This is a genomic window from Pantoea sp. nfd-35 (genome assembly GCF_056892255.1).
In genome coordinates this window covers 2,533,202-2,559,653 of record NZ_CP122403.1, presented here as the reverse complement: position 1 = coordinate 2,559,653, position 26,452 = coordinate 2,533,202, and the positions used below count along the sequence as shown (strand labels likewise).

Annotated in this window: 23 protein-coding genes; 14 read left to right on the top strand and 9 right to left on the bottom strand. The window is 54.9% G+C overall.

Annotated elements, in window-relative coordinates; all coding sequences use genetic code 11:
• Positions 1-48 precede the first annotated feature (48 nt).
• From P9J57_RS11910 to P9J57_RS11885, 6 genes are all read left to right on the top strand, one after another.
• Positions 49-984 carry a D-ribose ABC transporter substrate-binding protein gene (locus P9J57_RS11910; RefSeq protein ID WP_014593574.1) on the top strand — a complete coding sequence of 312 codons (936 nt, stop codon included), beginning with the start codon at positions 49-51 and terminating at the stop codon, positions 982-984.
• Between the two features lie 45 nt (positions 985-1,029).
• Positions 1,030-1,641 (top strand): DUF2291 family protein, encoded by a 612-nt coding sequence (locus P9J57_RS11905; RefSeq protein WP_042676378.1) that lies wholly within the window; start codon positions 1,030-1,032, stop codon positions 1,639-1,641.
• Positions 1,642-1,651: 10 nt separating this feature from the next.
• Complete coding sequence (locus P9J57_RS11900; protein ID WP_028715065.1) at positions 1,652-3,178, top strand: sugar ABC transporter ATP-binding protein; 1,527 nt, start codon at positions 1,652-1,654, stop codon at positions 3,176-3,178.
• Positions 3,179-3,195: 17 nt separating this feature from the next.
• A complete protein-coding gene (locus P9J57_RS11895) occupies positions 3,196-4,263 on the top strand; it encodes an ABC transporter permease (RefSeq protein WP_029569929.1) in 1,068 nt (355 codons plus the stop codon).
• Positions 4,264-4,275: 12 nt separating this feature from the next.
• A complete protein-coding gene (locus P9J57_RS11890; RefSeq protein WP_194761845.1) occupies positions 4,276-5,070 on the top strand; it encodes a glucose 1-dehydrogenase in 795 nt (264 codons plus the stop codon).
• A gap of 138 nt (positions 5,071-5,208) precedes the next feature.
• Positions 5,209-6,681: a YchO/YchP family invasin gene (locus tag P9J57_RS11885; protein ID WP_105087517.1), complete on the top strand. Its 1,473-nt coding sequence runs from the start codon at positions 5,209-5,211 to the stop codon at positions 6,679-6,681.
• A 428-nt stretch (positions 6,682-7,109) separates the two neighbouring features.
• Here P9J57_RS11885 and P9J57_RS11880 read toward each other — a convergent pair whose 3' ends face one another.
• Positions 7,110-8,189 carry a porin OmpC gene (locus P9J57_RS11880; protein ID WP_019105328.1) on the bottom strand — a complete coding sequence of 360 codons (1,080 nt, stop codon included), beginning with the start codon at positions 8,187-8,189 and terminating at the stop codon, positions 7,110-7,112.
• Between the two features lie 887 nt (positions 8,190-9,076).
• Between P9J57_RS11880 and P9J57_RS11875 the strand changes: the two genes are divergently transcribed.
• The 6 genes from P9J57_RS11875 to spy all read left to right on the top strand — a co-directional run bounded on the left by P9J57_RS11875 (position 9,077) and on the right by spy (position 15,932).
• Positions 9,077-10,297, top strand: a complete 1,221-nt coding sequence (locus tag P9J57_RS11875) for an aspartate aminotransferase family protein (protein ID WP_013025556.1) — start codon at positions 9,077-9,079, stop codon at positions 10,295-10,297.
• Positions 10,294-11,325 (top strand): arginine N-succinyltransferase, encoded by a 1,032-nt coding sequence (gene astA, locus P9J57_RS11870; RefSeq protein WP_442849585.1) that lies wholly within the window; start codon positions 10,294-10,296, stop codon positions 11,323-11,325. The genes P9J57_RS11875 and astA overlap by 4 nt, the downstream gene beginning before the upstream one ends.
• The gene (astD, locus tag P9J57_RS11865) at positions 11,322-12,788 is read left to right on the top strand and encodes a succinylglutamate-semialdehyde dehydrogenase (RefSeq protein ID WP_483279225.1); all 1,467 of its coding nucleotides are present in this window, start codon (positions 11,322-11,324) and stop codon (positions 12,786-12,788) included. Before astA ends, astD begins: the two co-directional genes overlap by 4 nt.
• Positions 12,788-14,113: an N-succinylarginine dihydrolase gene (gene astB / locus P9J57_RS11860; RefSeq protein WP_442849583.1), complete on the top strand. Its 1,326-nt coding sequence runs from the start codon at positions 12,788-12,790 to the stop codon at positions 14,111-14,113. The genes astD and astB overlap by 1 nt, the downstream gene beginning before the upstream one ends.
• Positions 14,114-14,162: 49 nt before the next feature.
• Entirely contained in the window at positions 14,163-15,158 is a 996-nt protein-coding gene (astE, locus tag P9J57_RS11855; protein ID WP_014605977.1) for a succinylglutamate desuccinylase, read from the top strand.
• Between the two features lie 282 nt (positions 15,159-15,440).
• A complete protein-coding gene (gene spy, locus P9J57_RS11850; RefSeq protein ID WP_019105326.1) occupies positions 15,441-15,932 on the top strand; it encodes an ATP-independent periplasmic protein-refolding chaperone Spy in 492 nt (163 codons plus the stop codon).
• 82 nt (positions 15,933-16,014) lie between these two features.
• Here spy and cho read toward each other — a convergent pair whose 3' ends face one another.
• Complete coding sequence (gene cho, locus P9J57_RS11845; RefSeq protein WP_013025562.1) at positions 16,015-16,878, bottom strand: excinuclease Cho; 864 nt, start codon at positions 16,876-16,878, stop codon at positions 16,015-16,017.
• A gap of 66 nt (positions 16,879-16,944) precedes the next feature.
• On the bottom strand, positions 16,945-17,835 hold the full coding sequence (yddG, locus tag P9J57_RS11840) for an aromatic amino acid DMT transporter YddG (protein WP_210506833.1): 891 nt from the start codon (positions 17,833-17,835) through the stop codon (positions 16,945-16,947).
• A 536-nt stretch (positions 17,836-18,371) separates the two neighbouring features.
• Between yddG and P9J57_RS11835 the strand changes: the two genes are divergently transcribed.
• Positions 18,372-20,027: a methyl-accepting chemotaxis protein gene (locus tag P9J57_RS11835; protein ID WP_015700432.1), complete on the top strand. Its 1,656-nt coding sequence runs from the start codon at positions 18,372-18,374 to the stop codon at positions 20,025-20,027.
• Positions 20,028-20,103: 76 nt separating this feature from the next.
• Here the strand turns inward: P9J57_RS11835 and nadE are convergent, their stop codons facing one another.
• Positions 20,104-20,928 carry an ammonia-dependent NAD(+) synthetase gene (nadE, locus tag P9J57_RS11830; RefSeq protein ID WP_015700431.1) on the bottom strand — a complete coding sequence of 275 codons (825 nt, stop codon included), beginning with the start codon at positions 20,926-20,928 and terminating at the stop codon, positions 20,104-20,106.
• Positions 20,929-21,045: 117 nt separating this feature from the next.
• Positions 21,046-22,248 carry a multidrug effflux MFS transporter gene (locus P9J57_RS11825; RefSeq protein WP_019105323.1) on the bottom strand — a complete coding sequence of 401 codons (1,203 nt, stop codon included), beginning with the start codon at positions 22,246-22,248 and terminating at the stop codon, positions 21,046-21,048.
• A 225-nt stretch (positions 22,249-22,473) separates the two neighbouring features.
• On the opposite strand from P9J57_RS11825, the gene osmE reads away from it, so the two are divergent.
• On the top strand, positions 22,474-22,809 hold the full coding sequence (gene osmE / locus P9J57_RS11820; protein WP_013025567.1) for an osmotically-inducible lipoprotein OsmE: 336 nt from the start codon (positions 22,474-22,476) through the stop codon (positions 22,807-22,809).
• 55 nt (positions 22,810-22,864) lie between these two features.
• Here osmE and P9J57_RS11815 read toward each other — a convergent pair whose 3' ends face one another.
• From P9J57_RS11815 to hxpB, 4 genes are all read right to left on the bottom strand, one after another.
• Positions 22,865-23,263, bottom strand: coding sequence for a DUF6515 family protein (locus tag P9J57_RS11815; RefSeq protein WP_014605970.1), 399 nt, complete (start codon positions 23,261-23,263; stop codon positions 22,865-22,867).
• A gap of 195 nt (positions 23,264-23,458) precedes the next feature.
• Complete coding sequence (locus P9J57_RS11810; protein ID WP_014605969.1) at positions 23,459-24,850, bottom strand: L-cystine transporter; 1,392 nt, start codon at positions 24,848-24,850, stop codon at positions 23,459-23,461.
• A 150-nt stretch (positions 24,851-25,000) separates the two neighbouring features.
• Complete coding sequence (locus tag P9J57_RS11805) at positions 25,001-25,591, bottom strand: metal-dependent hydrolase (RefSeq protein ID WP_015700429.1); 591 nt, start codon at positions 25,589-25,591, stop codon at positions 25,001-25,003.
• A 129-nt stretch (positions 25,592-25,720) separates the two neighbouring features.
• A complete protein-coding gene (gene hxpB, locus P9J57_RS11800; protein ID WP_019105322.1) occupies positions 25,721-26,389 on the bottom strand; it encodes a hexitol phosphatase HxpB in 669 nt (222 codons plus the stop codon).
• Between the last annotated feature and the right edge of the window lie 63 nt (positions 26,390-26,452).

Sequence of the window (26,452 nt, the reverse complement as noted above, 5' to 3'; positions counted from 1 at the left end):
CGCCAGGCTTCGTTTTCCTCTGCCAACACCCTAATAGCGAGACACACCATGAAAAAAACGACGTTGCTCTGCACCACGCTTGCGGCCTGTTTGTTTTCTCACACCGCGCTGGCGGTTGAGAAAGGCACCATTATGATTTTGGTTAACTCACTGGATAACCCTTATTACGCCTCGGAGGCCAAGGGCGCCAACGTGAAAGCTCAGGCGCTGGGCTACAAAACCTCGGTGCTCTCTCACGGTGAAGACGTTAAGAAGCAGAACGAGCTGATTGATGCGGCTATCGGCAAAAAAGTGCAGGGCATTATCCTGGACAACGCGGATTCCACGGCCAGCGTGGCGGCCATCCAAAAAGCCAAACAGGCCGGTATTCCGGTGGTGCTGATCAACCGTGAAATTCCGGTAGATGACGTGGCGCTGGAACAGATTACCCACAATAACTTCCAGGCGGGCTCTGATGTGGCCAACGTGTTTGTTGAGAAAATGGGAGAGAAAGGGAAATACGCCGAGCTGACCTGCAACCTCGCCGACAATAACTGCGTCACCCGTTCGAAATCCTTCCATCAGGTGCTGGAACAGTATCCGGATATGCAAAGCGTCGCGCGTCAGGATGCCAAAGGCACGTTGATCGACGGCAAGCGCATCATGGACAGTATTCTGCAGGCTCACCCGGATGTAAAAGGCGTTATCTGTGGTAACGGCCCGGTGGCGTTAGGCGCCATTGCCGCCCTGAAAGCAGCCGGACGCAATGATGTCGTGGTCGTCGGCATTGATGGCAGTAACGATGAACGCGATGCGGTGCAGGCCGGAACGTTAAAAGCCACCGTGATGCTCCAGGCGCAGGCCATTGCCGCTCAGGGCGTAACCGATCTTGATAATTACATTCAGAAAGGCGTGAAGCCTGAGAAGCAGCGCGTGATGTTTCGCGGCATTTTGATCACACCGGACAATGCAAAAAACGTACAGGACTTTAACTACAAGTCGTAATCCATTGTTGTCGCGCCCGTACTGACGGGCGCCAGGGAGAATGTCATGTACAACCGACTCTGGCTGATACCGATCGTGATAGCACTGGGTAGCTGTCGTATTGTGTCGCAGCAGGAACTGGCCGACCTCAAGAATCCCCCGAATCCTCACATGGCCAATATCGGGCAACTCTGGCAGCAGAAGCTGGTGCCACAGATCGTGGCGCAGGCAAAGCCGTTGGGCGAGCTCACTCAGCGCCTGCAGTCAGAGAAGGATCTGGACAGCGCCTGTCGCGCCCTGGGCTACCGGGCGCAGAGCGAGAATCCCTGCATATTCAGCGTCAGCGTGAGTGGGGAAGTCACGGCGCTGGATACCACCTCACGCAACGGCAAAATGAAAGTTAAAGCGGCATCAGGTGACACTGTCACTATTCAGATCGGGCCCATCATTCGTGGGACGGCGCTGCGGGATGCTTACAAAGGGGCCAGCTATCAGGATTTTAACGATCAGGTGATGTTTAGCGACTTTGGTAAAGCCATCAATCAGCAGGCGGTCACCATGATACATAACGCCGCCGTAAAACCGGGCGACCGGGTTGACGTGGTCGGCGTTTTTAGCAGCTGGGACATTCCCCACGCGCTACCCGATATTACGCCCGCCCAGATCACGCGTCAGTGAGGAGGTGATCATGCATGTTACTGAACAGCAAGACGACGTCATTATTGAGACGCGCGGCCTGTCGCGGGTTTATCCCGGCGTGACCGCCCTGGATCAGGTTAACTACCGGGTTTATCGCAACAAGGTCAATGTGCTCATCGGGGAAAACGGTGCCGGCAAATCCACCATGATGAAGATGCTGGCCGGGGTGGAATCCCCATCGTCAGGCGAGATTCTGCTGGATGGCAAACCTGTGACGCTTCACTCCACCCAACAGGCCGAAAAATTGGGCATCAGCATTATCTTTCAGGAGCTGAACCTGTTCCCGAATATGAACGTGATGGACAACATCTTTATCGCCAATGAGTTCTTCCAGCGCGGCGTCATCAACGAAAAGTATCAGTATCAGCTGGCCAAAGCACTGCTGGAACGGCTGGAACTGGACGTCGATCCCTATGCTGCGCTGGATGCGCTGGGCATTGGTCATCAACAGCTGGTCGAGATCGCCCGCGCGCTGTCGAAGGATACGCGCGTGCTGATTATGGATGAACCGACCAGCGCCCTGAGTCAGTCGGAAGTTAAAGTGCTGTTCAACGTCATTAAACAGCTCAAGCGACGCGGCGTCACCATTATCTATATCTCCCATCGGCTGGAAGAGCTAATGGAGATCGGCGACCACATTACGGTTTTCCGGGACGGGCGTTTCATCGCCGCGCGTGAGGTGCGCGACGTCAGCGTGCCCTGGATCATTGAACAAATGGTTGGCGACAAGAAAAAGCACTTCGACTATCAACCCGCGCCGCAGGGGGAGACGGTGCTGCAGGTGGCGGGGCTCACCGCACTGCATCAGAACGGTGGCTACCGGCTCAATGCGGTGAGTTTCAGCCTGCGCAAAGGCGAAGTGATTGGTATTTATGGCCTGCTGGGCGCCGGACGAACAGAGCTGTTTAAGGGATTAACCGGGTTACTGCCTTGTCAGCGTGGGGAGATTCAGTTAGGTGGACAGCGGCTGGACAACTGCAGTTTCCAGCAGCGACTGAAGCGCGGCATCACGCTGGTGCCGGAGGATCGTAAAGGTGAAGGCGTGATCGAGCTGATGTCGATTAGCGCCAATATGACCTTGTCGAATCTCAGCCTGCGCGGCTTTCGCCGGGCGCTGGGCATCGTGCACCCTGACAAAGAACGGCAGCGTGTCAATGAAATGATTCAGCACCTGGTGATTAAAGTCAGCGACAGCGAGTTGCCTATCAGCGCGTTAAGCGGCGGCAATCAGCAGAAGGTGGTGCTGGGAAAAGCGCTGATGACCGGACCTGCGGTGGTGTTGCTGGATGAGCCCACCCGCGGCATTGATGTCGGGGCCAAAACCGATGTGTATCACCTGATTGGCAAACTGGCGCAGCAGGGGCTGGCGGTGATGTTTTCGTCGTCCGAACTGGATGAGGTCATGGCGCTCGCCGATCGGATTCTGGTCATGGCCGATGGCCGTATTACTGCCGATTTGCCCCGTGCCGCTGCCACGCGCGAAAAACTGATTAGTGCATCCACCCCGCAAGCCTGAGGTTGCCGGAGAATAAGATGAATCAAAAATATCTGCTGTACATGTACTTACTCAAGGCGCGTACCTTTATTGCGCTGCTGATCGTGGTCGGCTTTTTTAGCGTGATGGTGCCTAATTTCCTCACGCCGTCGAACCTGCTGATTATGACCCAGCACGTGGCGATTACCGGGCTGCTGGCTATCGGCATGACCCTGGTGATCCTGACCGGAGGTATCGATCTGTCTGTCGGTGCCGTCGCCGGGATCTGCGGCATGGTGGCGGGCGCGTTACTGACGTCGGGCGTGCCGCTGTGGAATGGCGCGCGACTGTTTCTTAATGTGCCGGAGGTGATCCTCACGGTCGCGCTGTTTGGCACGCTGGTGGGCATCGTCAACGGCACGATAATTACTCGCCTCGGCGTTGCCCCTTTCATCTGTACGCTGGGCATGATGTATGTGGCCCGTGGCGCAGCGCTGCTGTTTAACGATGGCGCCACCTACGCCAATCTGGTTGGTATGCCCGCGCTGGGCAATACCGGTTTCGCACTGCTGGGTTCCGGCACCGTACTGGGGGTTTTTATTCCCATCTGGCTGATGATCGGCTTTTTACTCCTTGGCCTGTACCTGACACGGAAAACGCCGCTTGGGCGCTATATCTATGCCACCGGCGGCAATGAGTCGGCGGCGCGGCTGGCGGGGGTGCCCATCATCAAAGTCAAAGTGTTTGTTTACGCTTTTTCCGGGCTGTGTGCCGGATTAGTCGGGCTGGTGGTGGCTTCTCAGCTGCAGACCGCGCACCCCATGACAGGCAACATGTTTGAGATGGATGCCATCGGTGCCACGGTGCTGGGTGGCACGGCGCTGGCAGGCGGCCGTGGCCGCGTGTCGGGCTCCATTATCGGTGCCTTCGTGATTGTTTTCCTGGCCGATGGCATGGTGATGATGGGCGTCAGTGATTTCTGGCAGATGGTGATCAAGGGCGTGGTGATTGTCACCGCCGTGGTGATTGACCAGTTCCAGCAGCGTTTACAAAGCAAAGTGATACTACTGCGCCGCCATGATAAGCAGCCGCCGGCGGTGCCCCATGCTGACATTCGTCATGGATAACAGGAGAACACAATGAACCGGGATTTTAGTGGGAAAACGGTCGTCATCACCGGCGCCTGTCGCGGTATCGGCGCAGGCATTGCCGCCAGGTTTGCCCAGGACGGCGCAAACCTGGTGATGGTATCCAATTCTGAACGTGTTTTTGCTACGGCGGACAGCCTGCGGCCCATCGCCAACGCGATTCTGGCCCTGCAGGTGGATGTAACCGATGAGAACGATGTGCAGCAGGTGTATCAGCAGGCATTTGAGCGCTTTGGCCGCATTGACGTTTCGGTTCAGAACGCGGGCATTATCACGATTGATACCTTCGGGAATATGCCCAAAAGCGATTTCGAACGCGTGCTGGCGGTGAACACCACGGGCGTCTGGCTGTGCTGTCGTGAAGCCGCTAAATACATGGTGCAGCAAAACGGCGGCAGCCTGATTAACACGTCTTCAGGGCAGGGGCGTAAAGGATTTATCTACACGCCGCACTATGCTGCCAGCAAAATGGGCGTCATTGGCATTACGCAAAGTCTGGCGCTGGAGCTGGCCCGCTGGAATATCACGGTTAATGCGTTTTGCCCTGGCATCATCGAAAGCGAAATGTGGGATTACAACGATCGCGTCTGGGGCGAAATTCTGAGCACGCAACAAAAAACCTATGGTAAAGGCGAGCTGATGGCGGAATGGGTAGAGAACATTCCCCTTAAACGGGCCGGACAGCCACAGGACGTTGCCGGGCTGGTCGCCTTTCTGGCATCGGATGATGCGCGCTACATTACCGGACAAACCGTTAATGTTGATGGCGGGCTAATTTTTTCCTGAAACAAGCGGGTTGCCTGGCCGCGAAAGGCGGCCATGCGGCTCGCAGATGCACAAATATCGAGTTAAGTCATGAATCTGGGTCACATTATGCTAAAATAATTAGCGCTGGTTTTATCATTCTCGTTGAGAAACCACCTGATGATTTTTATGCCCGGACGTAATGATTTGATGTTTAGACCTGTGACTTTCTCTCTCGCTGCTCTGACTGCGCTTCTGGCGCTGCCCGCCGGTGCGCTGCAAACGGATCATCAGGTGTCGGAAACCCCTTTTAGCGATCCCACGCGTTTTCGCCAGTCACTGGACGATCTTCCTTCTCTTGGCAACGTCGAAGATAACCATGACTGGAGCAAAAAGCTGGCGAAGGCGGCCAAAAGTATTGCGGAAGCCAATGAAAGCAGCAGTGATCTGACCCTGGGCGAGCAGGCCGGGCAGTGGGCTTTTGACCGACTGCGCGACGAAGTGGCGACGCGGGTTGAGAGTGAAGGGCAGTCTTTACTGTCGCCTTATGGCAACGCCGAGTTCAACTTAAACGTGGACATGGCCGGCAACTTTGACGGCACCGGCGGCAATCTGTTCAGCCCGCTGGCTGATGAGAATCGCTACCTTACGTTCAGTCAGCTTGGGCTGCACGACTCTGTTGAAGGCGTTGTAGGTAATGCCGGGCTGGGTCAGCGCTGGGACGCAGGCAACTGGCTGTTGGGTTACAACAGTTTTATCGATCGCAGCTTTCGCACTGGACTTCAGCGCGCCTCGGTGGGCACTGAGGCCTGGAGCAACAATCTGCGCTTTTCTGCTAACTACTATCATCCCTTGTCCGGATGGCGTAATCGCGGTGACAGCCAGCAGTCCCGCATGGCCGAAGGTTACGACATCACCACCCAAAGCTATTTGCCGTTCTATCGTCAGCTGGGCGTATCATTCAGCTATCAGCAATATCTGGGGGAAAAGGTTGACCTGTTTAACAGCGGCAACCGTTACCATAACCCGGCGGCGCTCTCGCTGGGGTTGTCTTATACGCCCGTGCCGCTGGTGACCATTTCGGCCAGCCACAAAACCAGCAGTGCCGGAGAGAGCCAGGATCAGCTTGGCCTCAAACTCAATTACCGCTTTGGGGTCGCGCTGAGCAAGCAGCTGGATGCCAATAACGTCGCGGAAGCGCGCTCCCTACGGGGCAGCCGCTACGACACGGTGACGCGCAGCCAAAACCCGGTGATGGCCTACAGGCAGCGTAAAACGCTGTCTGTATTCCTGGCGACGCCGCCGTGGCAGCTTAATCCCGGTGAGAGCGTACCGCTCAAGCTGCAACTGCGCGCCAGTCATAGCATTAAGGCGCTGAGCTGGCAGGGCGATACTCATGCACTGAGCCTGACATCACCGCCGAACAATAATGCCATTGATGGCTGGAGCGTGATCGTTCCCCCCTGGGACAGCACGCCGGGCGCCAGCAATGAGTACCGTCTGTCGGTCACGGTGGAAGACAGTAAACAGCAGCGCGTCACTTCAAACTGGATCACCCTGAAAGTGCAAGCGCCATTGTCGATGGATGAGCCCGCGGTTGACGGTGCTGTCCAGATGCCCTCGTCCAGTAACAGCCTGAGTTTTAGCGAATAAGCAAGGTTACAGAGCGAGAGAGGGAGAGTATGTTGTCGTGCGGGAAAGTGCCTGCGATCTTTTCAAAATGGCGGTTACTGGGTGGCCTTGATTCTTCTTGCTGCCAGCCTGGATGCGCAGACGTATTCACCTTCTCGAGTCAGACTCGAGGCGACATTTTGTGTCTTTTACCGATCCCGTTCGGGATTGTGGCGATATCTTCAGACGGAAGTGCACGCGCTGACATCATCGAAAATCTTATCCGCGAACTTACAGCGCGGGTGATTATTGAACCCGCAGGCTGTTGAACGTCGACGTGATTTCTCACTCCCAGCGTTGGCGCTGTTAAAGGGGTTTGAAGTGTGAGTGGGAAGATCGGGCTTAGGCTGGCGGATGAAAAAACGGCCCGTCAGACACAGGCCGGGCCGTTTTGCAATGAGGGTGAGTAATTAGAACTGGTAGGTCAAGCCCACGCCAGTAATATCGTCTGTTGCTTTACCCAGCGGATTGTTTTTCTTCAACAGGTTAAACTTGTATTCCGCATAGACGGACATGTTTTTGTTGAAGTAGTAAGTTGCACCCACAGAAGTGTATTTATAGAGGTCGGCGTCACCAATCCCTTCAATGTCTTTAGCCTTGGAGGTGACATAGCCCACAGAAGGGCGGAAGCCGTTCAGGAACTGGTACTGTGCCACAACTTCCAGATTTTGCGTTTTATTTGCGAAACCACCGCTGATTGGAGTCGCGTTGAGGGTTTCACCGTACATGGCTGCCAGATAGATCTGATTAGCGTCATATTTGGCTGCTGTTGCCCACAGTTGTGCTTTCTCACCCCGACCAAAGGCTGCAGTGTTTTGCGCCGCAATACGATTCAGGCTGGCATAGGAGCCCACAAAGCTCAGGCCAAAATCAAAGTCATAGGACGTAGACAGGGCAAAGCCATCGCCGTTAGAGCGACGCACTTCCAGGCCTGTATCAGTGGTGCTGGTGCGATCGTTTTTGCCTTCGTACTGCGCCGCAACGTTCCAGCCTTTAACCAGACCAAAGAAGTCTTTATTGCGCCAGGTCAGCAGGCCGCCCGAACGCAGACTCAGGAATGCATCTGTGTTAGCCGAGTCGCCACCAAACACAGGCAGCATATCGGTATAGCCCAGTGCGTCATAAACCAGGCCATAATTACGGCCGTAGTCCAGTGAACCCAGTTGGCCGAATTTCAGACCGGCGTAGCCCAGACGGGTTTTGCTGCCGCTATTGGCATCACTACCCTCAGAATTTGACAGGTTGTACTGGTACTGCCAGAAGCCGTAACCGGTGAGCTGATCGGTAATCGCCGTTTCACCTTTAAAACCTATGCGGGTATAACTTGAGTCACCGTTGTTATTATTATCGTCTGAAAAAAGACGCATAACGTTAACCTTGCCAACGAAATCCAGCTTATTCCCGTCTTTATTATAAATCTGTGCGGCCTGAGCAGTAGACAGACCGATCAGTAACGGCATTAATGCCGCCACTAATGTGCGCTTCATCATTTATTATTTACCCTGTGGTTATATTATTATTTCCCCTCTGTTGGGGTGAAAAGAAAATGACACAAATTGTTAATTCAGCCTAGCGCAATAAGTGTAACTAATTGTGTATTTTAAGGAACTAAATCCCAATCAAGCCAGTCTGGCGGCGATGGTGCTACCTGTCAGTGCTTTTTCTTATGACCCTGCCAGCAATGTAAATGCAAGAAAAGCATATAAAACAGATGATTAGTGATTTTTGTGGAAGGGGGAAATGCAATATGGCAAAAAAATGATATTGCTAGCCTTTCTGTCTAAATAATCAACACACCTCGTGCAATAAATGAACAAAACAGGTTTGGTGGTTAACCATTAGGTTGCTTAGTGATAATTAAATCGGCGATCGGTAATTTATTAACGCTCTGATGATAACCTGCGAAACAATATTACCAGTTTCATATAAATATATTTAAATTGAGAGGGTGAGTATTTTTAAATCACCTTTTTAAATTACGCCGATAAAAATCATGTCTGTCGCATTCATGTTATCTCTGGTACTTATCCTCCTCTGCACGACAGCCGTGCAACTGCCCTGATTTAAGGCGGTTGCTGCACTATTTTGAGCAGATAGTTTATCAGCGATCACAAAAGCGATATTTCATCCCGCGAATGCATAATTCTGCTTTAAAAAGCTCTGCCATCCCGCCTTTGTCAGATAACTATTCACTATTTATGCAAAATAAGTGAATGGTGACCTTTCGTAACCTGTTGATATTACTAAACCCAGCTTGTTTTATGCATTTTAGTCCTTGGCTGGCACGCTATCTGCAAACTAGAGTAGGGCGAGATTTATTATATTTTTAACAATTAACATACAAATACGTTACCCGCTGGGGAACAGGAGAAGGGCTATGTCACTGCAGGTTTCGCGTCAGGATTTTGATCAATGGATGATGCCCGTTTATGCACCCGCCAGCTTTGTACCCGTCCGTGCTGAAGGTTCAACCCTCTGGGATCAGCAGGGAAAAGACTATATCGATTTTGCCGGGGGCATTGCCGTTAATGCGCTCGGGCATGCGCATCCCGCTCTCCAGCAGGCACTTCAGGATCAAGCCTCACGCCTCTGGCACACGGGCAACGGCTACACCAATGAACCCGTTTTACGCCTGGCGAAGCAGTTGATTGATGCCACCTTTGCCGATCGGGTTTTCTTTTGTAACTCCGGTGCCGAGGCTAACGAGGCGGCGCTTAAGCTGGCCCGTAAAGTGGCACATGACAGAGTCGGGCAGCATAAAAGCGGCATCGTGGCGTTTAAGAATGCCTTTCATGGCCGTACGCTGTTTACGGTCTCAGCGGGTGGCCAGCCCGCCTATTCACGGGATTTTGCGCCGCTCCCTGCGGACATTCAGCACGCCGCCTTTAATGACCTTGCCTCTGCGGCAGACCTGATTAACGACAGCACCTGCGCCGTGATTGTTGAGCCCATTCAGGGGGAAGGCGGCGTCGTGCCCGCCGAACCCGCCTTCCTGCGTGGGCTGCGTGAACTGTGCGATAAACATGATGCGCTGTTAATTTTCGACGAAGTGCAGAGCGGCGTGGGCCGGACCGGCGCGCTTTACGCTTATATGCACTATGGCGTGACGCCGGATGTGCTAACCAGTGCTAAAGCGCTGGGCGGCGGGTTTCCTATTGGGGCGATGCTGACGCGCGAGGATCTGGCTCAGGTCATGGGCGTAGGTACCCACGGCACGACCTATGGCGGCAATCCGCTGGCGGGCGCAGTGGCCGGAAAAGTCATGGAACTGATTAACCAGCCTGAAGTGATGGCCGGTGTCACGCAACGTCATGACTGGATTGTCGCGGCGCTAAACGACCTTAATCAGCGTCTGCACCTGTTTAAAGAGGTGCGCGGGCTGGGGTTACTGATCGGGGCCGTGCTCAGCGACGACTTTGCGGGCAAGGCGAAACAGATCAACCTTATCGCCGCGGAATATGGCGTCATGGTGCTGATTGCCGGAGCCAACGTGGTGCGCTTCGCGCCTGCGCTCAACATCAGCGAGCAGGAAGTGAAGACCGGCATGGCGCGTTTTGCCCAGGCGTGTGAACACCTGCTACAAGGAAAGACATCATGATGGTGATCCGTCCGGTCGAACGGGACGATCTCAGCCAACTGATGGAACTGGCGGCGAAAACGGGCGGCGGGCTGACCTCGTTGCCGGTTGACAGCGCCACCTTACAGGCCCGGATTGAGCGATCGCTGCAAACCTGGCAGGGCAGTTTGCCGCAGGCCGAGCAGGGCTATGTATTTGTACTGGCCGACAGCCAGGATAATCGTGCGGTGGGGATCTGCGCCATTGAGGTTGCGGTTGGGCTGCAGGAACCCTGGTATAACTTTCGTGTAGGAACACAGGTGCACGCCTCGAAAGAGCTGAACGTTTACGCCGCCTTACCGACCTTATCGCTAAGTAACGATCATACCGGCAGTAGCGAACTCTGCACGCTGTTCCTGGATGCCGATTACCGCGATGGCAAAAACGGTTATCTCCTGTCGAAATCCCGTTTTCTGTTTATGGCGAACTTCCGCGAATACTTTATGGAGCGGGTGGTTGCCGAAATGCGCGGCGTCAGTGATGAGCAGGGGCATTCGCCGTTCTGGGACAGCGTGGGCATTCACTTCTTTTCAATGGAATTTCGCAAAGCCGACTTTCTGAGTGGCACCGGGCAAAAAGCCTTTATCGCCGAACTGATGCCCAAGCACCCGCTTTATCTGCACTATCTGACGCCAGAAGCGCAGGCCGTTATTGGTCAGGTACATCCCAAAACGGCCCCCGCGCGTGCGGTGCTGGAAGCCGAAGGCTTTCGCTATCGCCAGTATATCGACATCTTTGATGGTGGCCCGACGCTGGAGTGCGATATCGACGATATTCGAGCGGTGCGCGAAAGCCGGGTACTGACGGCTCAACGGGGGGATGCGCCACAGGATGCGCCGCTCTGTTTAGTCGCGAATAGCGATTATCACCAGTTTCGTGTTGCACTTTTACCTGTCGAACCCATGGCGAAAAGTGTTCAGCTCAATGATGAACAGCTGCAGGCGTTACACTGCGAGCCGGGCGACAGCCTGCGCGTCGTGACGCTGTGGAGCGAGGAGAAAAAAGTATGACGCACCTGATTAACGGACACTGGCTCAACGGCGAGTCGGCGGCTTTTTCCAAACAGGATCCGGTTAGCGGTGAAATCTTGTGGCAGGGTTCAGCGGCCTCAGCTTCGCAGGTGAGCGCGGCCTGCCAGGCGGCGCGGGCGGCATTTCCGGCATGGGCGAGACAGCCGTTTGCCGCGCGTCAGGCCCTGGTCGAACGCTTTGCGGCAGAGCTTGAGGCACATAAAACGGCCCTGGCCGAGTGTATCGCGCAGGAAACGGGCAAGCCGCGCTGGGAAGCCCTGACCGAAGTCACCGCAATGATCAATAAAATTGGTATTTCAGTGAAGGCCTATCATCAGCGCACCGGGGAACAGCAGCAGGGCGACAGCGCCTTGCGTCATCGTCCTCATGGCGTGCTGGCGGTATTTGGCCCCTATAACTTTCCGGGACATTTGCCCAACGGGCACATCGCTCCGGCCTTGCTGGCGGGAAACTGTGTGGTGTTTAAACCCAGTGAACTTACGCCTGCGACCGCTGAAAAAACAGTGCAGCTGTGGCAGGCGGCGGGCGTGCCAGCGGGCGTCATCGGGCTGGTCCAGGGCGGCCGTGAAACCGGTCAGGCGCTGGCGGCGGACCAGGAGATTGACGGGCTACTCTTTACCGGCAGCGCGCATACCGGCTATCAGTTACATCGCCAGTTTGCCGGGCAGCCGGAAAAAATGCTGGCGTTGGAAATGGGCGGCAACAATGCACTGATCGTGGAAGATCCGGCGGATATTGAGGGCGCGGTGCATATTGCGATTCAGTCGGCGTTTATTACCGCAGGTCAGCGCTGTACCTGCGCCCGACGTTTGCTGGTCAGGCGCGGTGCCGCAGGCGATGCCTTCCTGCAGCGGCTGATTGAGGTGGCAGGAAGGCTGCAGCCGGGAGCCTGGAACGCCAGTCCCCAACCTTTTATGGGCAGCGTCATCTCCTGCGCCGCCGCCGAAAAAATTTATGCCGAATGGCAGCAGCGCGTCGCGGCGGGCGGCAAGGTGCTGCTGGCGATGCGCTGGCCCAATCGCCAACAGGCATTACTAACCCCGGGGATTATTGATCTGACGTCGGTGGACGGTCTGCCTGATGAGGAAGTGTTCGGGCCGCTGCTGGGCGTGATCCGTTATGACGATTATCCTCAGGCCATTCGTCTGGCCAACCAGACGCGCTATGGTCTGTCATGCGGCTTGATTTCGCCCTCGCGTGCACAGTTTGAACAACTGCTGCTGGAAGCGCGGGCCGGGATCGTTAACTGGAATAAACCCCTGACGGGCGCCGCCAGCACGGCACCATTTGGCGGTATTGGTGCATCGGGCAACCACCGTGCCAGCGCGTGGTATGCGGCGGATTACTGTGCCTGGCCGATGGCCTCACTGGAATCACCTGAGCTTAGCCTTCCTGAAGCCCTGTCGCCGGGCCTCGACTTTTCGCCGCAAGGAGCCCGTTAATGAAAGCCATTGAAGCGAATTTCGACGGTCTGGTCGGACTGACCCACCATTATGCGGGCTTGTCATTTGGCAACGAAGCCTCCACGCGTCACCAGCGACAGCCATCGAACCCGCGCCTGGCGGCAAAGCAGGGCTTGTTGAAAATGAAAGCCCTGGCCGATATGGGATTCGTTCAGGGCGTGATACCGCCCCATGAGCGGCCGAATATCGCCGTGCTGCGTCAGCTGGGCTTTAGCGGCAGCGACGCACAGGTGCTGGAAAAAGCAGGAAAAACCGCACCGGCGCTGCTATCCGCAGCGAGTTCAGCCTCGGCGATGTGGGTGGCAAATGCCGCCACGGTTTCGCCTTCTGCCGACAGCGCCGATCGTCGTGTGCATTTTACGGTTGCCAACCTCAATAATAAATTTCATCGCGCGATCGAAGCCCCGGAAACGGCGGCGCTGTTACGGGCCATATTTCGCGATCCGGCCCATTTTTCCGTGCATGATGCGCTGCCTCAGGTTGCGCTGTTTGGCGATGAAGGCGCCGCCAACCATAATCGTCTGGGCGGCGATTATGGTGATGCTGGCGTACAACTGTTTATATACGGTCGTGATAACCAGTCTGGCTCGGCTCCGCAGCGTTATCCTGCCCGACAAACCCGCGAGGCCAGCGAAGCCGTTGCCCGTCTTCATCAGCTTGCGTCCGACAAGGTGATCTTTGCTCAGCAAAATCCGGAGGTCATAGATCAGGGCGTTTTCCACAACGATGTCATTGCGGTCAGCAATCAGCAAATGCTGTTCTGCCATCAGCAGGCATTTGTCGATCAGCCCGCTTTGCTGCGTCGCTTGCACGAATGTGTTCCGGGGTTTGTCGCGCTTGAAGTGCCAACCTCCCGGGTTTCCGTGCAGGATGCGGTGAGCACCTACCTGTTTAACAGCCAGCTTCTGACCCGTGCCGACGGCAGCATGATGCTGGTGCTGCCTGAAGAGTCCCGCCAGCATCCTGGCGTATGGCGCTACCTGAGCGAGCAGGTAGAACGCGATGGACCGTTGCAGTCATTACAGGTATTTGATTTGCGGGAAAGCATGCATAATGGCGGTGGACCGGCCTGCCTGCGTCTGCGCGTGGTGTTAACGCCAGATGAGCAACAGGCGGTGAATCCTGCGGTACTGATGAACGATCGCCTGTTCACCATGCTCAACCAGTGGGTCGACCGTCACTACCGCGACAGGCTAACGCAAGACGATTTAACCGATCCGCAATTGCTGCAGGAAGGGCGGGTTGCCCTTGATGAATTGACCAGACTGCTAGACTTAGGAAATGTGTATGCATTTCAGCAGTGAAGCAGGCGCTGCCATGAGGGCTGCCCGCTTCCGGTTTTAAGGAGGAACGATGCAGGACTTTTTACAGCAGACGCTGTCTGGTGAAGCACCGCGTAAGCGTAAAGGTGAGACGGCGCATCTTCGCTGGCAGTGGTTGTATCACGGTATTCTTCTCATGGAGCCCAAAACGCCGGTTAAACAGGCGCTGGTGCTTTCTGCAGGGGTTCACGGCAATGAGACTGCCCCTGTAGAAATGCTTAACCAGCTCATCACGCCCTTACTTCAGGGCGAGAAGCCGCTTCAGCAGCGCATGCTGGTGGTATTGGGTAATCCCTCGGCGCTGCGCGCAGGAAAACGCTATGTGGCCTACGACATTAACCGACTGTTCGGCGGACGCTGGCAACAGATTGATGACGGGGATGAGGCACGGCGAGTGCTGCGGCTGGAACAAACGCTGGAGAATTTCTGGCAACTGGGCGAGTGTGATGAAACCCGCTGGCACCTTGACATGCATACGGCCCTGCGCGGTTCTTATCATACGCGTTTTGGCGTAATGCCCAGGAACGATCGGCCATGGCCGGCGGCGTTTTTGCACTGGCTGGCGGTAGCCGGACTGGAGGCGCTGGTTTTCCACCGTTCGCCAGCGGGCACCTTCACCCATTTCAGCTGTGAGCATTTCGGCGCAGCCAGCTGTACGCTGGAGTTGGGGCAGGCCCGGCCCTTTGGCGAAAACGATTTAACCCAGTTTAGCGCGGCTGCCCAGGCGCTGGCAGCATTGTTGTATGGCGAGACCTTACCGGAAGCGCAATCCGTTCCGCGCCGCTATCGGGTAAGCCAGCAGATCACCCGCCACAGCGAGAACTTTCAGCTTCATATGAGTGATGACACCAAAAACTTCACCGCCTTCCCGCAGGGGGCCTTACTGGCTGAAGACGGGGAAAAACGCTACTTCGTGCAGCAGGCGCGGGAGTATGTGTTGTTTCCTAACCCGCGTGTTGCGCTGGGGCTGCGGGCGGGCCTGATGTTGATTGAAGAAAGCGAACAAACCCAGGCATTGCCTCTCTGACCTTATCCAAACAAAAAGGCGGAAGACACCTTCCGCTTTACTGCTAAAGGCATTACAATTCTCCACGATTTATCCGAAATCGCCTGATTATTCATACTCTTTTTCAATTTCTCTCCTCTTTCTTCTTAATCCCTCCATGATTGCCTGAATTGTGGCTTTTGCGCTTTCACGCTTTTACTCTCGCTCGCAGTAATTGACGTTCAGCGTCGTATGCTTGTTTCCGAAGACGCGACAGAGTGCTGTCGTTACGAAACTGAACAAGTGAATAAAAAGGACACTGTGATGCGTAAATTAACTTCTCTGTTACTGGCTTCTACTCTGGCATTTGGCGCGGCATCGGTTGTTCATGCTGAGGCAGATAATCTGACACCGCCACCGGCAGGCACGGAAAAGCCGATGCATAAACCAATGCGGCACGGTATGGATATGATGTTCGGCGGTCTGAATCTGACCGCCGATCAAAAAACCAAAATGCATGAAATTATGAAAGAGCGCCGTGGTGAAATGCAGCGTCCGTCACTGGATGAGCGTCGTGCAACCCATGCCATCATCGCCTCTGACAGCTTTGATAAAGCCCAGGCTGAAGCCCAGGCAGACAAAATGACGGCCAACGCGAAAGCAAACGCGGTTGCCATGATGGAAACGCAGAATAAGCTGTATAACGTGCTGACACCTGAGCAGAAAAAACAGTACAACGCCAATTTTGAAAAGCACCTGACTGAAAAACGTCCGATGCACGGCAAGATGGCACCCGCACCTGCACCCGCGCAATAAGCTGCACGTTAATCAGTAAACACGGTTGAAGACCGCCGGCCTTGTCCACGTGATGTGGGCAGTGTCGGCGGTTTTTTTTATGTTAGAGGGGAATAACAGGGTAGTTGCCAGACAGCACCGGGCTGCAGAGAATTTTGTAGCCGTCATGATCGAATCCACCTTTGCCACGTTTAAGGGCTTTTGCCTCTTCGATCGTGTTTACCGAGCCCAGATAAAACCAGTGATCGATAACGTGGATCTGCGTCATGTGTTTGCCTTCCTCCACCAGCGCCACGGCACCCTGCCACGGCCAGCAGAATACCCGCACGCTCTCCAGCGCAGACAGCAGCCTGTCCTGATGATCGCTGACGGGCTCCTTGCCACAGCAGGCCCCGGCACAACGGCGCAGGGCAGAGCGGAAACAGCCCCGGCTGGCACTCACCGCTTCCAGACCGAGTAAACCGTGGCAGAGCTGATATTCATCGGCGAGCTGTTTCAGGCGTTCCAGCGCGGCAAAACGACTGCGGTAAAGCCCAAACAGATTCGGTGACTGACTAAAATCGACGTCACGGGCATAGACGACGTCCGGTTTACCCTCTGGAGTAATGCGCAGCGAACAGAGCTGGCGGTTTTTGCGCAGACGTTTATTAAACAGGGGCTGCTGCGTTTTGATCATCTGCGCTTCCAGCAACAGCGCACCGAGATCGCCCGCCGTAGGGATCCAACTGACGCGCCGCGACTGTCGCAACATCTTTGCTTCGTCAGGCGTACGAAAATGGGACATCACACGCGAACGCAGATTCACACTTTTGCCGATGTACAACGGCAAGGTCTCGCTGTCGCCATGAAAGGTATAAACGCCGGGCTGATTGGGCAGGCCTTCCAGCCATTCACGCAAATGCTCCGGGTATTCATAAATGGTTGCCGCGTCAAATTCGAGGCGATGGGTCGCTGCACGTCTTACCAAAACGGACTCCTGTACTGGTTGTCCATACAGTGTAACAGGCAGGTTAAACCTTCGCCAGTCTGAGATTTATAAACGTCGGGTCGCCAGCCAGCAAAGTAGCGACCCGGCGGTAATCAGGGCGACGCCCTGCCAGAAACTCACCGCCGGCGCCAGGTCCAGCCACAGCGAGGCCAGCAGCGCCGAGAGCACCGGCGTGAAGTAGGATGCGGTCGCCAGCAGCGTCAGGTTGCCATGCTGGATACCATAGTTCCAGGCCGAATAGGCAAGCGCCGTCGATGCGCCCATAAACAGCACTTCTGCAGCAGCAGTCAGGCTAAACTGCATGGTTTCCTGAGGGGTGAACAACGCGAATTTGAGCCACAGCGCCAGAGCCGTCACCACAAAAAACAGGGTGACGCCGTTGCTGCCACGTGCAAAGCGGCGCGTGATGTTGTTGTAGAGTGCCCACGTTAATGCCGCAATAAACGCCAGCAGGTAGGCTGTGGGATTGCGGGTCATATTCTGCGTCATCTGGCCCAGTACATCTTCGTTGGCGCCCTTCATCACCCAGATGATTCCGCACAGGGAAAGCAGCAGTCCGGGCCATAGCCACAGGCGAAAACGCTGTTGATTAAGCGGAATGGCCAGCAGGATGGTCAGACATGGCCAGAGATAGTTGATCATCCCCAGTTCCAGCGACTGTTGACGGTTGCTGGCGAGACCAATCGCCAGCGCCAGGCAAATTTCATAGCCGACAAACAGGGTGCCGCCCACAAGCAGATAGCGCCCTGGCAGGGAGCGCGGATGGGGGATGCCGCGCGTGAGGCACAGTAAAATCGCTGTCGTGGAATAAATCAGCGCGGCGCCGCCGGTCGGGCCAAACGCCTCACTGACGCTGCGCAACAGGCCAAGGGTGGTGCTCCAGAGCAGAATCGCACTCAAACCGATTAAGGTTGCGCGTGATAAGTTAGCAGGCATAAAACTCAACGTCTAAAGGAGCCGCCAGCGGGCAGCGAGCGCGAAGTATGCTAACGGTAAGCATGTAGCCTGTCCATCAGGTATTCCGCCAGGGGAACCTGTAACAGGCCGTGCGCGGAGCAACGTTTTTCCCTCAACGCCCTTCATGAATGGCCTGATTAACAGGTTGCATAACGCGATCGCAATCCAACCTTTGTGGCTTTCCCTCTATTGACGAGCCTCGCAAGCGCATCAATCCCGCGCAGGCAAAGGGGGATGACCACAGGATTAGGTTTCATAGATTTCCGTCCGCGAGCGCCAAAACAGGGTGGAGCGTTAAGAATTGGTTAAGGATTTATTACAGTGCGTAACGATGTGTTTTTTTATACGTCATCATAATAATAACTTATTGTTTTTCAAATAATTCATCCACGTTAAATGCTTAATAAACAATGCCTGTTTTGGGCGCTGTTATCACCTTTTTATGTCGATAGTTAAGGTCTGCGTCTGAATTTTTTAGACGAATTAACTGTTTTAATTACAACCAGGTGAAAAATATGACTATAACACAGCGGCTTTTACTGACCTTTTCTCTTCTCTGCATGGCGCTGATAACCATGGTTATCGTGGCGGTTTCTGTGGCGGACGGTTTTCAATACCGTTTCCAGTATGTGCAGGAAAATACCCTTCCTTCTATTACTGATATCGCCAAAATGGTTGACGGCAGCAACGCCATTATCATCGCGCTCTACCATCATCAGAGCATGACCGATCCCGCTAAGCAGATGCAGATTGAGAAAGAAATCAACGGTGTCTTAAACCATATTTCGCTGCTCAACCAGAATTACCTTAAGAACGATATTTCCAGTGAGGAAGATCGACAGATGACCGAAAAGGCATTTGTCACCATTAAAAAAATTGAGGCGGATCTGCCTGCTTTTCTCACCGCCTCACGCGCACAGAACGATGCGGTTTCTTTGTCGATGCTGCAGGGTAATAGCGGTATCGGTGCGGTAACCCGACAGCTGATTAACGATTATCAGAAACAGCTGCAACTCAATGTGGATATTGGTAATCAACTCCGTAAAGAAAATGACAGCACCTATCGTCATACTTTACTCATTCTGATTGCCGGCTCAGCTTCAGCCATACTGCTTTTGGGCTTTTTTACGCTTAAAACCATTTTTGCTATTCGTCGTCAGCTCAACGCGATGCGCCACACAATGGAAGCCGCGAGCGAAAATCTGGATCTGACATTACGTGCAGATGACGCTCGCAGAGATGAAATCGGCCTGACGGCAAAGGCATTTAACCATTTGGTGGAAAACGTTGCCCTGTCCCTCAGCGCAGTAGAAAGCGCGGCGCAGTCGGTCAGCACGGCTTCCGCACAAATTTCTGCGGGCAACGAAGATCTCTCCTCCCGTACGGAAGAGCAGGCTGCCTCCCTGGAACAGACGGCTGCCAGCATGTCTGAGTTGAGTGAAACAGTGCGTCAGACGGCAGAAAATACACGACTTGCCAGCCAGCTTGCCCAAAACGCGCGTGATATCTCTGAAGACAGTGCGTCACGCGTGAAGGCGATGCTGATGACCATGGGCGATATCCGGACGAGCTCGACAAAAATTACCGATATTATCGCGTTGATTGAAGGTATTGCATTCCAGACCAATATCCTGGCGCTTAACGCGGCGGTTGAAGCGGCGCGGGCAGGCGAACAGGGGCGTGGTTTTGCCGTGGTGGCAGGGGAAGTGCGCAATCTGGCTCAGCGATCGTCTTCTTCTGCCAGGGAGATCAAAGCGCTTATTGAAGCTTCTATGCTCCATGTGGAAGCCGGCTCGAATCAGGCAGAAGGCGTGGGTAACAATATTACGCGCATGACAGACGCGGTCCGTCAGGTGACCGATTTAGTCGATGAGATTTCGGTTGCTGCAAACGAACAGTCTCAAGGGATTAATCAGGTGCACCTGGCCGTAAACCAGATGGATGATGTGACGCAGCAAAATGCCTCTCTGGTTGAAGAAGCGTCTTCTGCATCCCGTTCATTAATGGATCAGGCCTCAACCCTCAACCAGCTGGTTGCTACCTTCACGCTCGCCAAAACGCAGCGCCAGGCACCGATCCAAAGCAGCAGGGTCGGACGTGCAGACCGCGTGCCACTTCCTGCCCGCAACGCGATGGCAGCGGCGGGTGACGCTGACTGGCAGCGTTTTTAATCGGGAACCTATTACATGGCAGCGCCCGGCTACTGAGCTGACCGGGCGCGATGTTAACGGATAAAGATGAGGGGGATTATTTCCAGAAATCGTCGAAAACGGTCACAGGCGGACGACGCTTGTGCTCGGTTTTCAGGTACCAGCCTTCAATGATCTTCGCGCTTTCCGGCGCAATGGTTTTGCCTTCCAGATAGTCATCGATCATGTCGTATGTCACACCCAGCGCGACTTCATCCTGCAGGCCAGGACGATCGTCTTCAAGGTCGGCGGTGGGTTTTTTCAGATAGAGATGCTCGGGACAGCCCAGGGTTTTCAGCAACTGTTTCCCCTGACGTTTATTCAGGCGGAAGATTGGGTTGATGTCACTCCCGCCGTCGCCATATTTGGTGAAGAAACCGGTAACGGCTTCTGCGCCGTGGTCGGTACCGACCACCACACCTTTGGTCATGCCGGCAATGCTGTACTGCGCTTTCATACGTTCGCGGGCTTTTTCATTACCGCGGATAAAATCGGACAGGACGATGCCCGCGTCTTTCAGCGCCCGCTCGCTGGCCAGCACCGCTTCTTTAATGTTGACCACCAGCGAGCGATCCGGCTGGATAAAGGCCAGTGCATCCTGACAGTCCTGCTCATCGGCCTGTACGCCATAAGGCAGGCGCACCGCGATAAAGGTATAGTCTTTATCGCCCGTTTCTTGCCGAAGTTCCGTTATTGCCATTTGGGCCAGTTTGCCGGTCAGGGTTGAATCCTGTCCGCCGCTGATACCGAGTACCAACGACTTAACACCGCTGTGACGGGTTAAGTACGCTTTTAGGAAATCAACGCTAGTGCGGATTTCCTGTTGTGGATCGATAGTCGGCTTAACGCCGAGTGCGGTAATGATTTCCTGCTGCAGTGACATCAACATCTCCTCAAGTCTGTCGCTCGTTGGCACAATACAACGCCTGTTTTAACGCTAACGCGCATCCCTGTAAACAACAAGCCAAAGCGACAGCTGTTTTTATCAGGGCAGGCGGAATCACAGGGTTTTTGCACCGGATGCCGGTTTTTTCGCCAAAGCCATAAACGTCAGTATAGCCAGCATGTAGCAGCCAAAAACGGTCAGCGTCATACTGATTACTGATGTTCCTCCGATGCCCGTCACCGGTACGGCAATGGCCCCCAGGGTAAACATCGTCACGCCAATCACGGCTGAAGCGCTACCGGCGCGCTGCCCCTGGCTTTGCATCGCCAGTGAGGCCGCCGTCGTGGAAATCACGCCGTTACTGGCAACGGTAAAGAACAGGGCCAGCAGTAACAGCGGCAGGGGAGCATGACTTATTCCCGCGATCAGCAACAGGCTGGATGCCACGCCTGCCAACGTCAGCCCGCCTTTTAGCACCCGAAACTCCCCCCACAGTGGACAGAGCCGGGCGCTGGTCTGAGAGGCGATGATTAGCCCGAAACCGTTTGCGGCAAAGCAAAGGCTGAACGCCTGCGGTGACAGGCCATAACGTTCCTGCAGAACAAACGGCGAGGCGCCAATATAGGCAAACATGCCCGACATCATCAGCCCCTGCGTCAGACAAAATCCCATAAAAGGGCGATGGGTAATAACCTGGCCCAGCGCCGCATAGGCAGAAAAGACCGATCCCTGACTGCGTCGCCCGGCGGGCAGACTTTCATGCAGCTTTCCGCGCGCCAGCAGGATAAGTAAAACCGCGATACAGCCCAGCACCACAAAGATACCGCGCCAGTTCAGAAAGGTCATGAGTGCGCCGCCCAGTACAGGTGCAGCGACAGGTGCCAGGCCGTTTACCAGCATTAACAGGGCAAAAAAGCGGGTAAGTTCATGACCACTGTACATGTCACGAGCAATTGCCCGTGAGAGCACCGCACCGCCTGCGCCTGCCAGTCCCTGAAACAGGCGAGCCAGTAGCAACTGGTTAATGTCCTGCGCCAGCGCGCAGCCCACCGAGGCAATAAACAGCAGCACCAGGGACAACGTCAGTGGGCGCAGGCGGCCAAATTTATCGCTCATCGGCCCGAAAAACAGCTGCCCGGCTCCCAGACCGAGCAGCCCGGCCGTCAGGCTGAGCTGTGCCGTTGAGGTCGATGTCTGAAGATCCGTTGCCAACTGGGGCAGCGCGGGCAGGTACAGGTCAATGCACAACGGCCCCAGCGCGGCAAGCAATCCCAGTGTAATGGCATAAACCAGGCGGTTTGGTGATGAAAGCTTCATGTATCCTCTGTAGGTGAAATGTGACATTGTCACTTTTAAGGGTTGTTACCAGGGCAGGCCCGGCAAGCGTGCTGTCTCACTTATTGGCGGCTGCGCAAAGGTCATCTCGGGGCATGTTATCAAAGCATCCTGAGCGAGTTGAGTTTAAGTCTGTCATTAACTTGAAAAAAACCGTTTTATGTTCCAGGCTTTTCAGCACATGGACAAAAAACGAGGAACAACAAGATGAATAAAGTGATGGGATGTATCGCTGCGGCGCTGACGCTGGCTGCGCTCTCTGGTTGTACGACTTACGATCGTGCCGAAAGCTACGTGACTAAGCCGGTGGTTAAGGACGTCAAAAAAGGCATGACCCGCGAGCAGGTACGCCAGATTGCTGGCCCAGCTTCCACTGAAATCACCATGGTGCATGCACGTGGTACCTGCCAGACCTACGTTATCGGCGAGCGTGACGGTAAAGCCCAAACCTATTTCGTCAGCTACAACGATGTAGGCCGTGTGATGAACTACGGCTTCCAGAGCTGTGCTGAATACGACACAGACCCGCAGGTTAAGCAGTAATTAGCCGCTTTAAATAAGAAACGGCTCGCCATTGGGTGAGCCGTTTTTTTTATAGCTACAATCCTGCCGGTCGGGGCACTTCAATGTAGCTGCCGTTAATTTCCCGCTGATAGTAGTGCCCGTCCTGCACATAAAAGCGCCTGCCGTTAAAATCCAGCACTCTCATGCCCGTTTCGTAGGTTTGCACAGGCGGCTCAACCACCACGTACTCTTCTCCGTGACGCTGATAATAACTGCCGTTAAGCAGGTAATACGTTAATCCGCCAATCAATACCGCCGTTGCGGCCAGCGGCAGAACATGGAAGTGATCGGGGCCGTGCCAGCGCGGTGCCGGACCATGCCAACCTGGGCCGGGTCGCCAGTGTGGACCCGGGCCCCAGTCGCCGGGACGAGCAAACGCGTGAGTGGGCGCGACAATTGCTAGCGCCAGTAATGAGGCGATAACCGTTTTCATGAGCATTCTCCTGCAGTTATTACCTGCAGAATTCTCTTTTTGCTGCGTAAAGACAAGGGGAAATGCTGTGCATTATTGCCCGTTTACCACGCTTAACGTTTTCTTAACGGGAACAGGATGATGATGAAGAAATAAGGAGAAGATAAGACAAAAACAGAGAGAAAGACCTGGCGGTGGACGCCAGGTCTGGCGTGATTAGCTGTGCTCTAATTCACTGTGTTCGCTGCGCTCTAAAACGCGTTTATCGGTCAGGCCCAGCCAGCGACTGGTAAGCGATCCTGCGGTCATTGAGCCATTGACGTTTAACGCGGTTCGTCCCATGTCAATCAGAGGCTCAATGGAAATCAGCAGCGCGACCAGCGTGACCGGCAGCCCCATCGCAGGCAGGACGATCAACGCGGCAAAGGTCGCTCCGCCGCCGACACCGGCTACGCCTGCTGAACTCAATGTCACAATGCCGACCAGCGTGGCAATCCACAGCGGATCAAAAGGATTGATGCCGACCGTCGGGGCGACCATCACTGCCAGCATCGTCGGATAAAGACCGGCACAGCCGTTCTGTCCAATGGTGGCACCAAATGAGGCCGAGAAGCTGGCAATCGATTCAGGTACGCCAAGGCGGCGGGTTTGCGCCTCCACGTTCAGTGGAATGCTGGCGGCGCTGGAGCGGCTGGTAAAGGCAAAGGTCAATACCGGCCACACTTTGCGGAAGAAGCGCATAGGATTGATGCCGTTGACCGACAGGAGCAGCGCATGAACCACAAACATAAGGGTCAGGCCCAAATAGGATGCCACAACAAAGCTGCCCAGCTTGATGATGTCCTGCACGTTGGAGCCGGCAACGACTTTGGTCATCAGCGCCAGCACACCATAAGGTGTCAGCTTCATAATCAGGCGAACCAGCTTCATCACCCACGACTGCAGCGTATCAATGGCGGTCAGTACCCGCTGGCCTTTTACCTCATCATCCTTGTGCAACTGCAGGGCAGCCACACCCAGGAACGCGGCGAAGATGACCACGCTGATGATGGACGTCGGGCTGGCACCGGTTAAGTCGGCAAACGGGTTTTTAGGAATGAATGACAGGATTAACTGAGGCACTGTCAAATCAGCGACTTTACCAACGTAGTTGCTCTGAATCGCGCTCAGGCGAGCCGTTTCCTGGGCGCCCTGTACCAGACCGGTCGCGTTAAGGTGAAACAGGCCGGTGACAAAAACGCCGATCAGGGCAGAAATTGCCGTTGTAAACAGCAGTACGCCGATGGTCAGAAAACTGATTTTTCCCAGTGAGGAGGCATTGTGCAGGCGGGCCACGGCGCTGAGAATCGACACGAACACCAGCGGCATCACAATCATCTGTAACAGCTGAACATAACCGTTACCCACGATGTTAAACCAGCCGATAGAGGCTTTAACGATATCGCTGTTGCCGCCATAAATCAGCTGAAGCGCGAGGCCAAACACTACACCCAGCACCAGGCCAGTCAGAACCTTTTTCGACAGGCTCCAGTTTGCCCGGCCAAGGCGCGACAGCAAAAGCAGTAGCAGCACAAATGCCACGACGTTAAGCGTAAGAGGAATATCCATAGCAACTCCGATGTAATGCAGCATTCCCTGGTCAGGAGAGCAGCAGAGGTTTGATCGTAAAGATACGTATCCAGAAATGGTAACAGTTAGAAATCGCGCGATCTTATATCCAAATGGAATAGCTTATAACCTTACCCTTTTCCCGGGCAATTAACGCTCAGATTGCGCAGAAATGAGACGGCTAACGCCATTTTGTAAGGTGTCGAATACCTGGGCGGGCCAGCCATTTTCGCCAAATGAAGGCATCCCTACCGGGAACCACAGAGCGTAACCGATCAGGCATAAACAGAGCGCTCGCTCCAGTTGATTGCCTTTCTGGCTATTCAGTACCGGCAGGCGAAAACGCCAGCGGCAGGGCCAGAGTAGTGGAACGCCAGCGGGAGTGAGCATATCCGCCACAATATGGCTCAGATAACCGAGCGTCATGCCCTGCAATACATCGGCCGGGAGGGGCCAGCTTTTCGGGACGTTAATCTGAAACAGCCACAGGCTGGCCGCCACCGCAAGCAGGCTGTGGGTAAATCCCCGGTGACCAAAGGCCCGCGCAATAGGGTGGGACAGCCAGCGAAGCCGCTGTCCTAACAGAGATTTGGGATGATCGATATCGGGAAGCAGGCAGGTCAGTAACGTGGCCGGGATCAAATGCCACCAGTCTGCGTGCGCCATCACCGGCGTGAGTTCGGCCCGTTTGGCAAAAATAGCGCTGGCAACCGCAAAAAAGATATGGCCCTCGGCCGTCATGATAAAACCTGGCTGCAAAAACTGTCGATGCATCCAGTATAGGGATTTATCCAGTAAATGAGAACCTGTGACGCTGTAACGAAGCGTTAATTTTTTAAGCCTGTGCAACAGGTTACAACACAGGCACGATTACCCCAGTAAGTGGGCGGGCATCAGCTGTGTCAGATTGCCGAGTTTAACATCGGCCAGTGCCCAACGAGCATCTTCCTGATGGACGGCAGCCGGCACGACGATGGCGCGCATCCGTGCCGCTTTGCTCGCCACCATTCCGTTAACGGAGTCTTCCAGCGCGACGCAGTTTAACGGATCGATGCCCAGCGCCTCCGCCGCATTAACGTACACCTGAGGGTGCGGCTTGCTGTAAGGCAGGTTCTCCGCCGAAGACAGCACGTCAAACCAGGGCCGCAGGTTGAACATCTCCAGCACGGCTTCCAGCATAAACAGCGGCGAGGCCGAGACCAGGCCGGTTTTCAGCCCCTGCTGCTTACATAACCTCAGGGCCGATTCAACACCGGGCAGCAGAGGGCGTTCTGTCGCAATCAGTTCCATCACGCGGGTAATAATGCGCTGGGTAATCTCCTGCTGCGACGGACCGGTCCAGGGCAGCGTTTCATACCACATGCGCACGGTTTGATCGATGCGAAGCCCGAGCGTATCGGGCAGCGTATGACGGCGCGTTAAATCAACGTCCAGGGTGGAAAAGATATCCATTTCGGCCCGATCCCAGAGCGGTTCCGAATCAATCAGTAATCCATCCATATCAAATAAAGCAGCGTAAACCGGGCGGTGGTAAGACATAAGGCGCTCCCCTGTAAATAATCCCGCTACCTTACCACGAACGCAGGCGGGGGGTTAACGAGA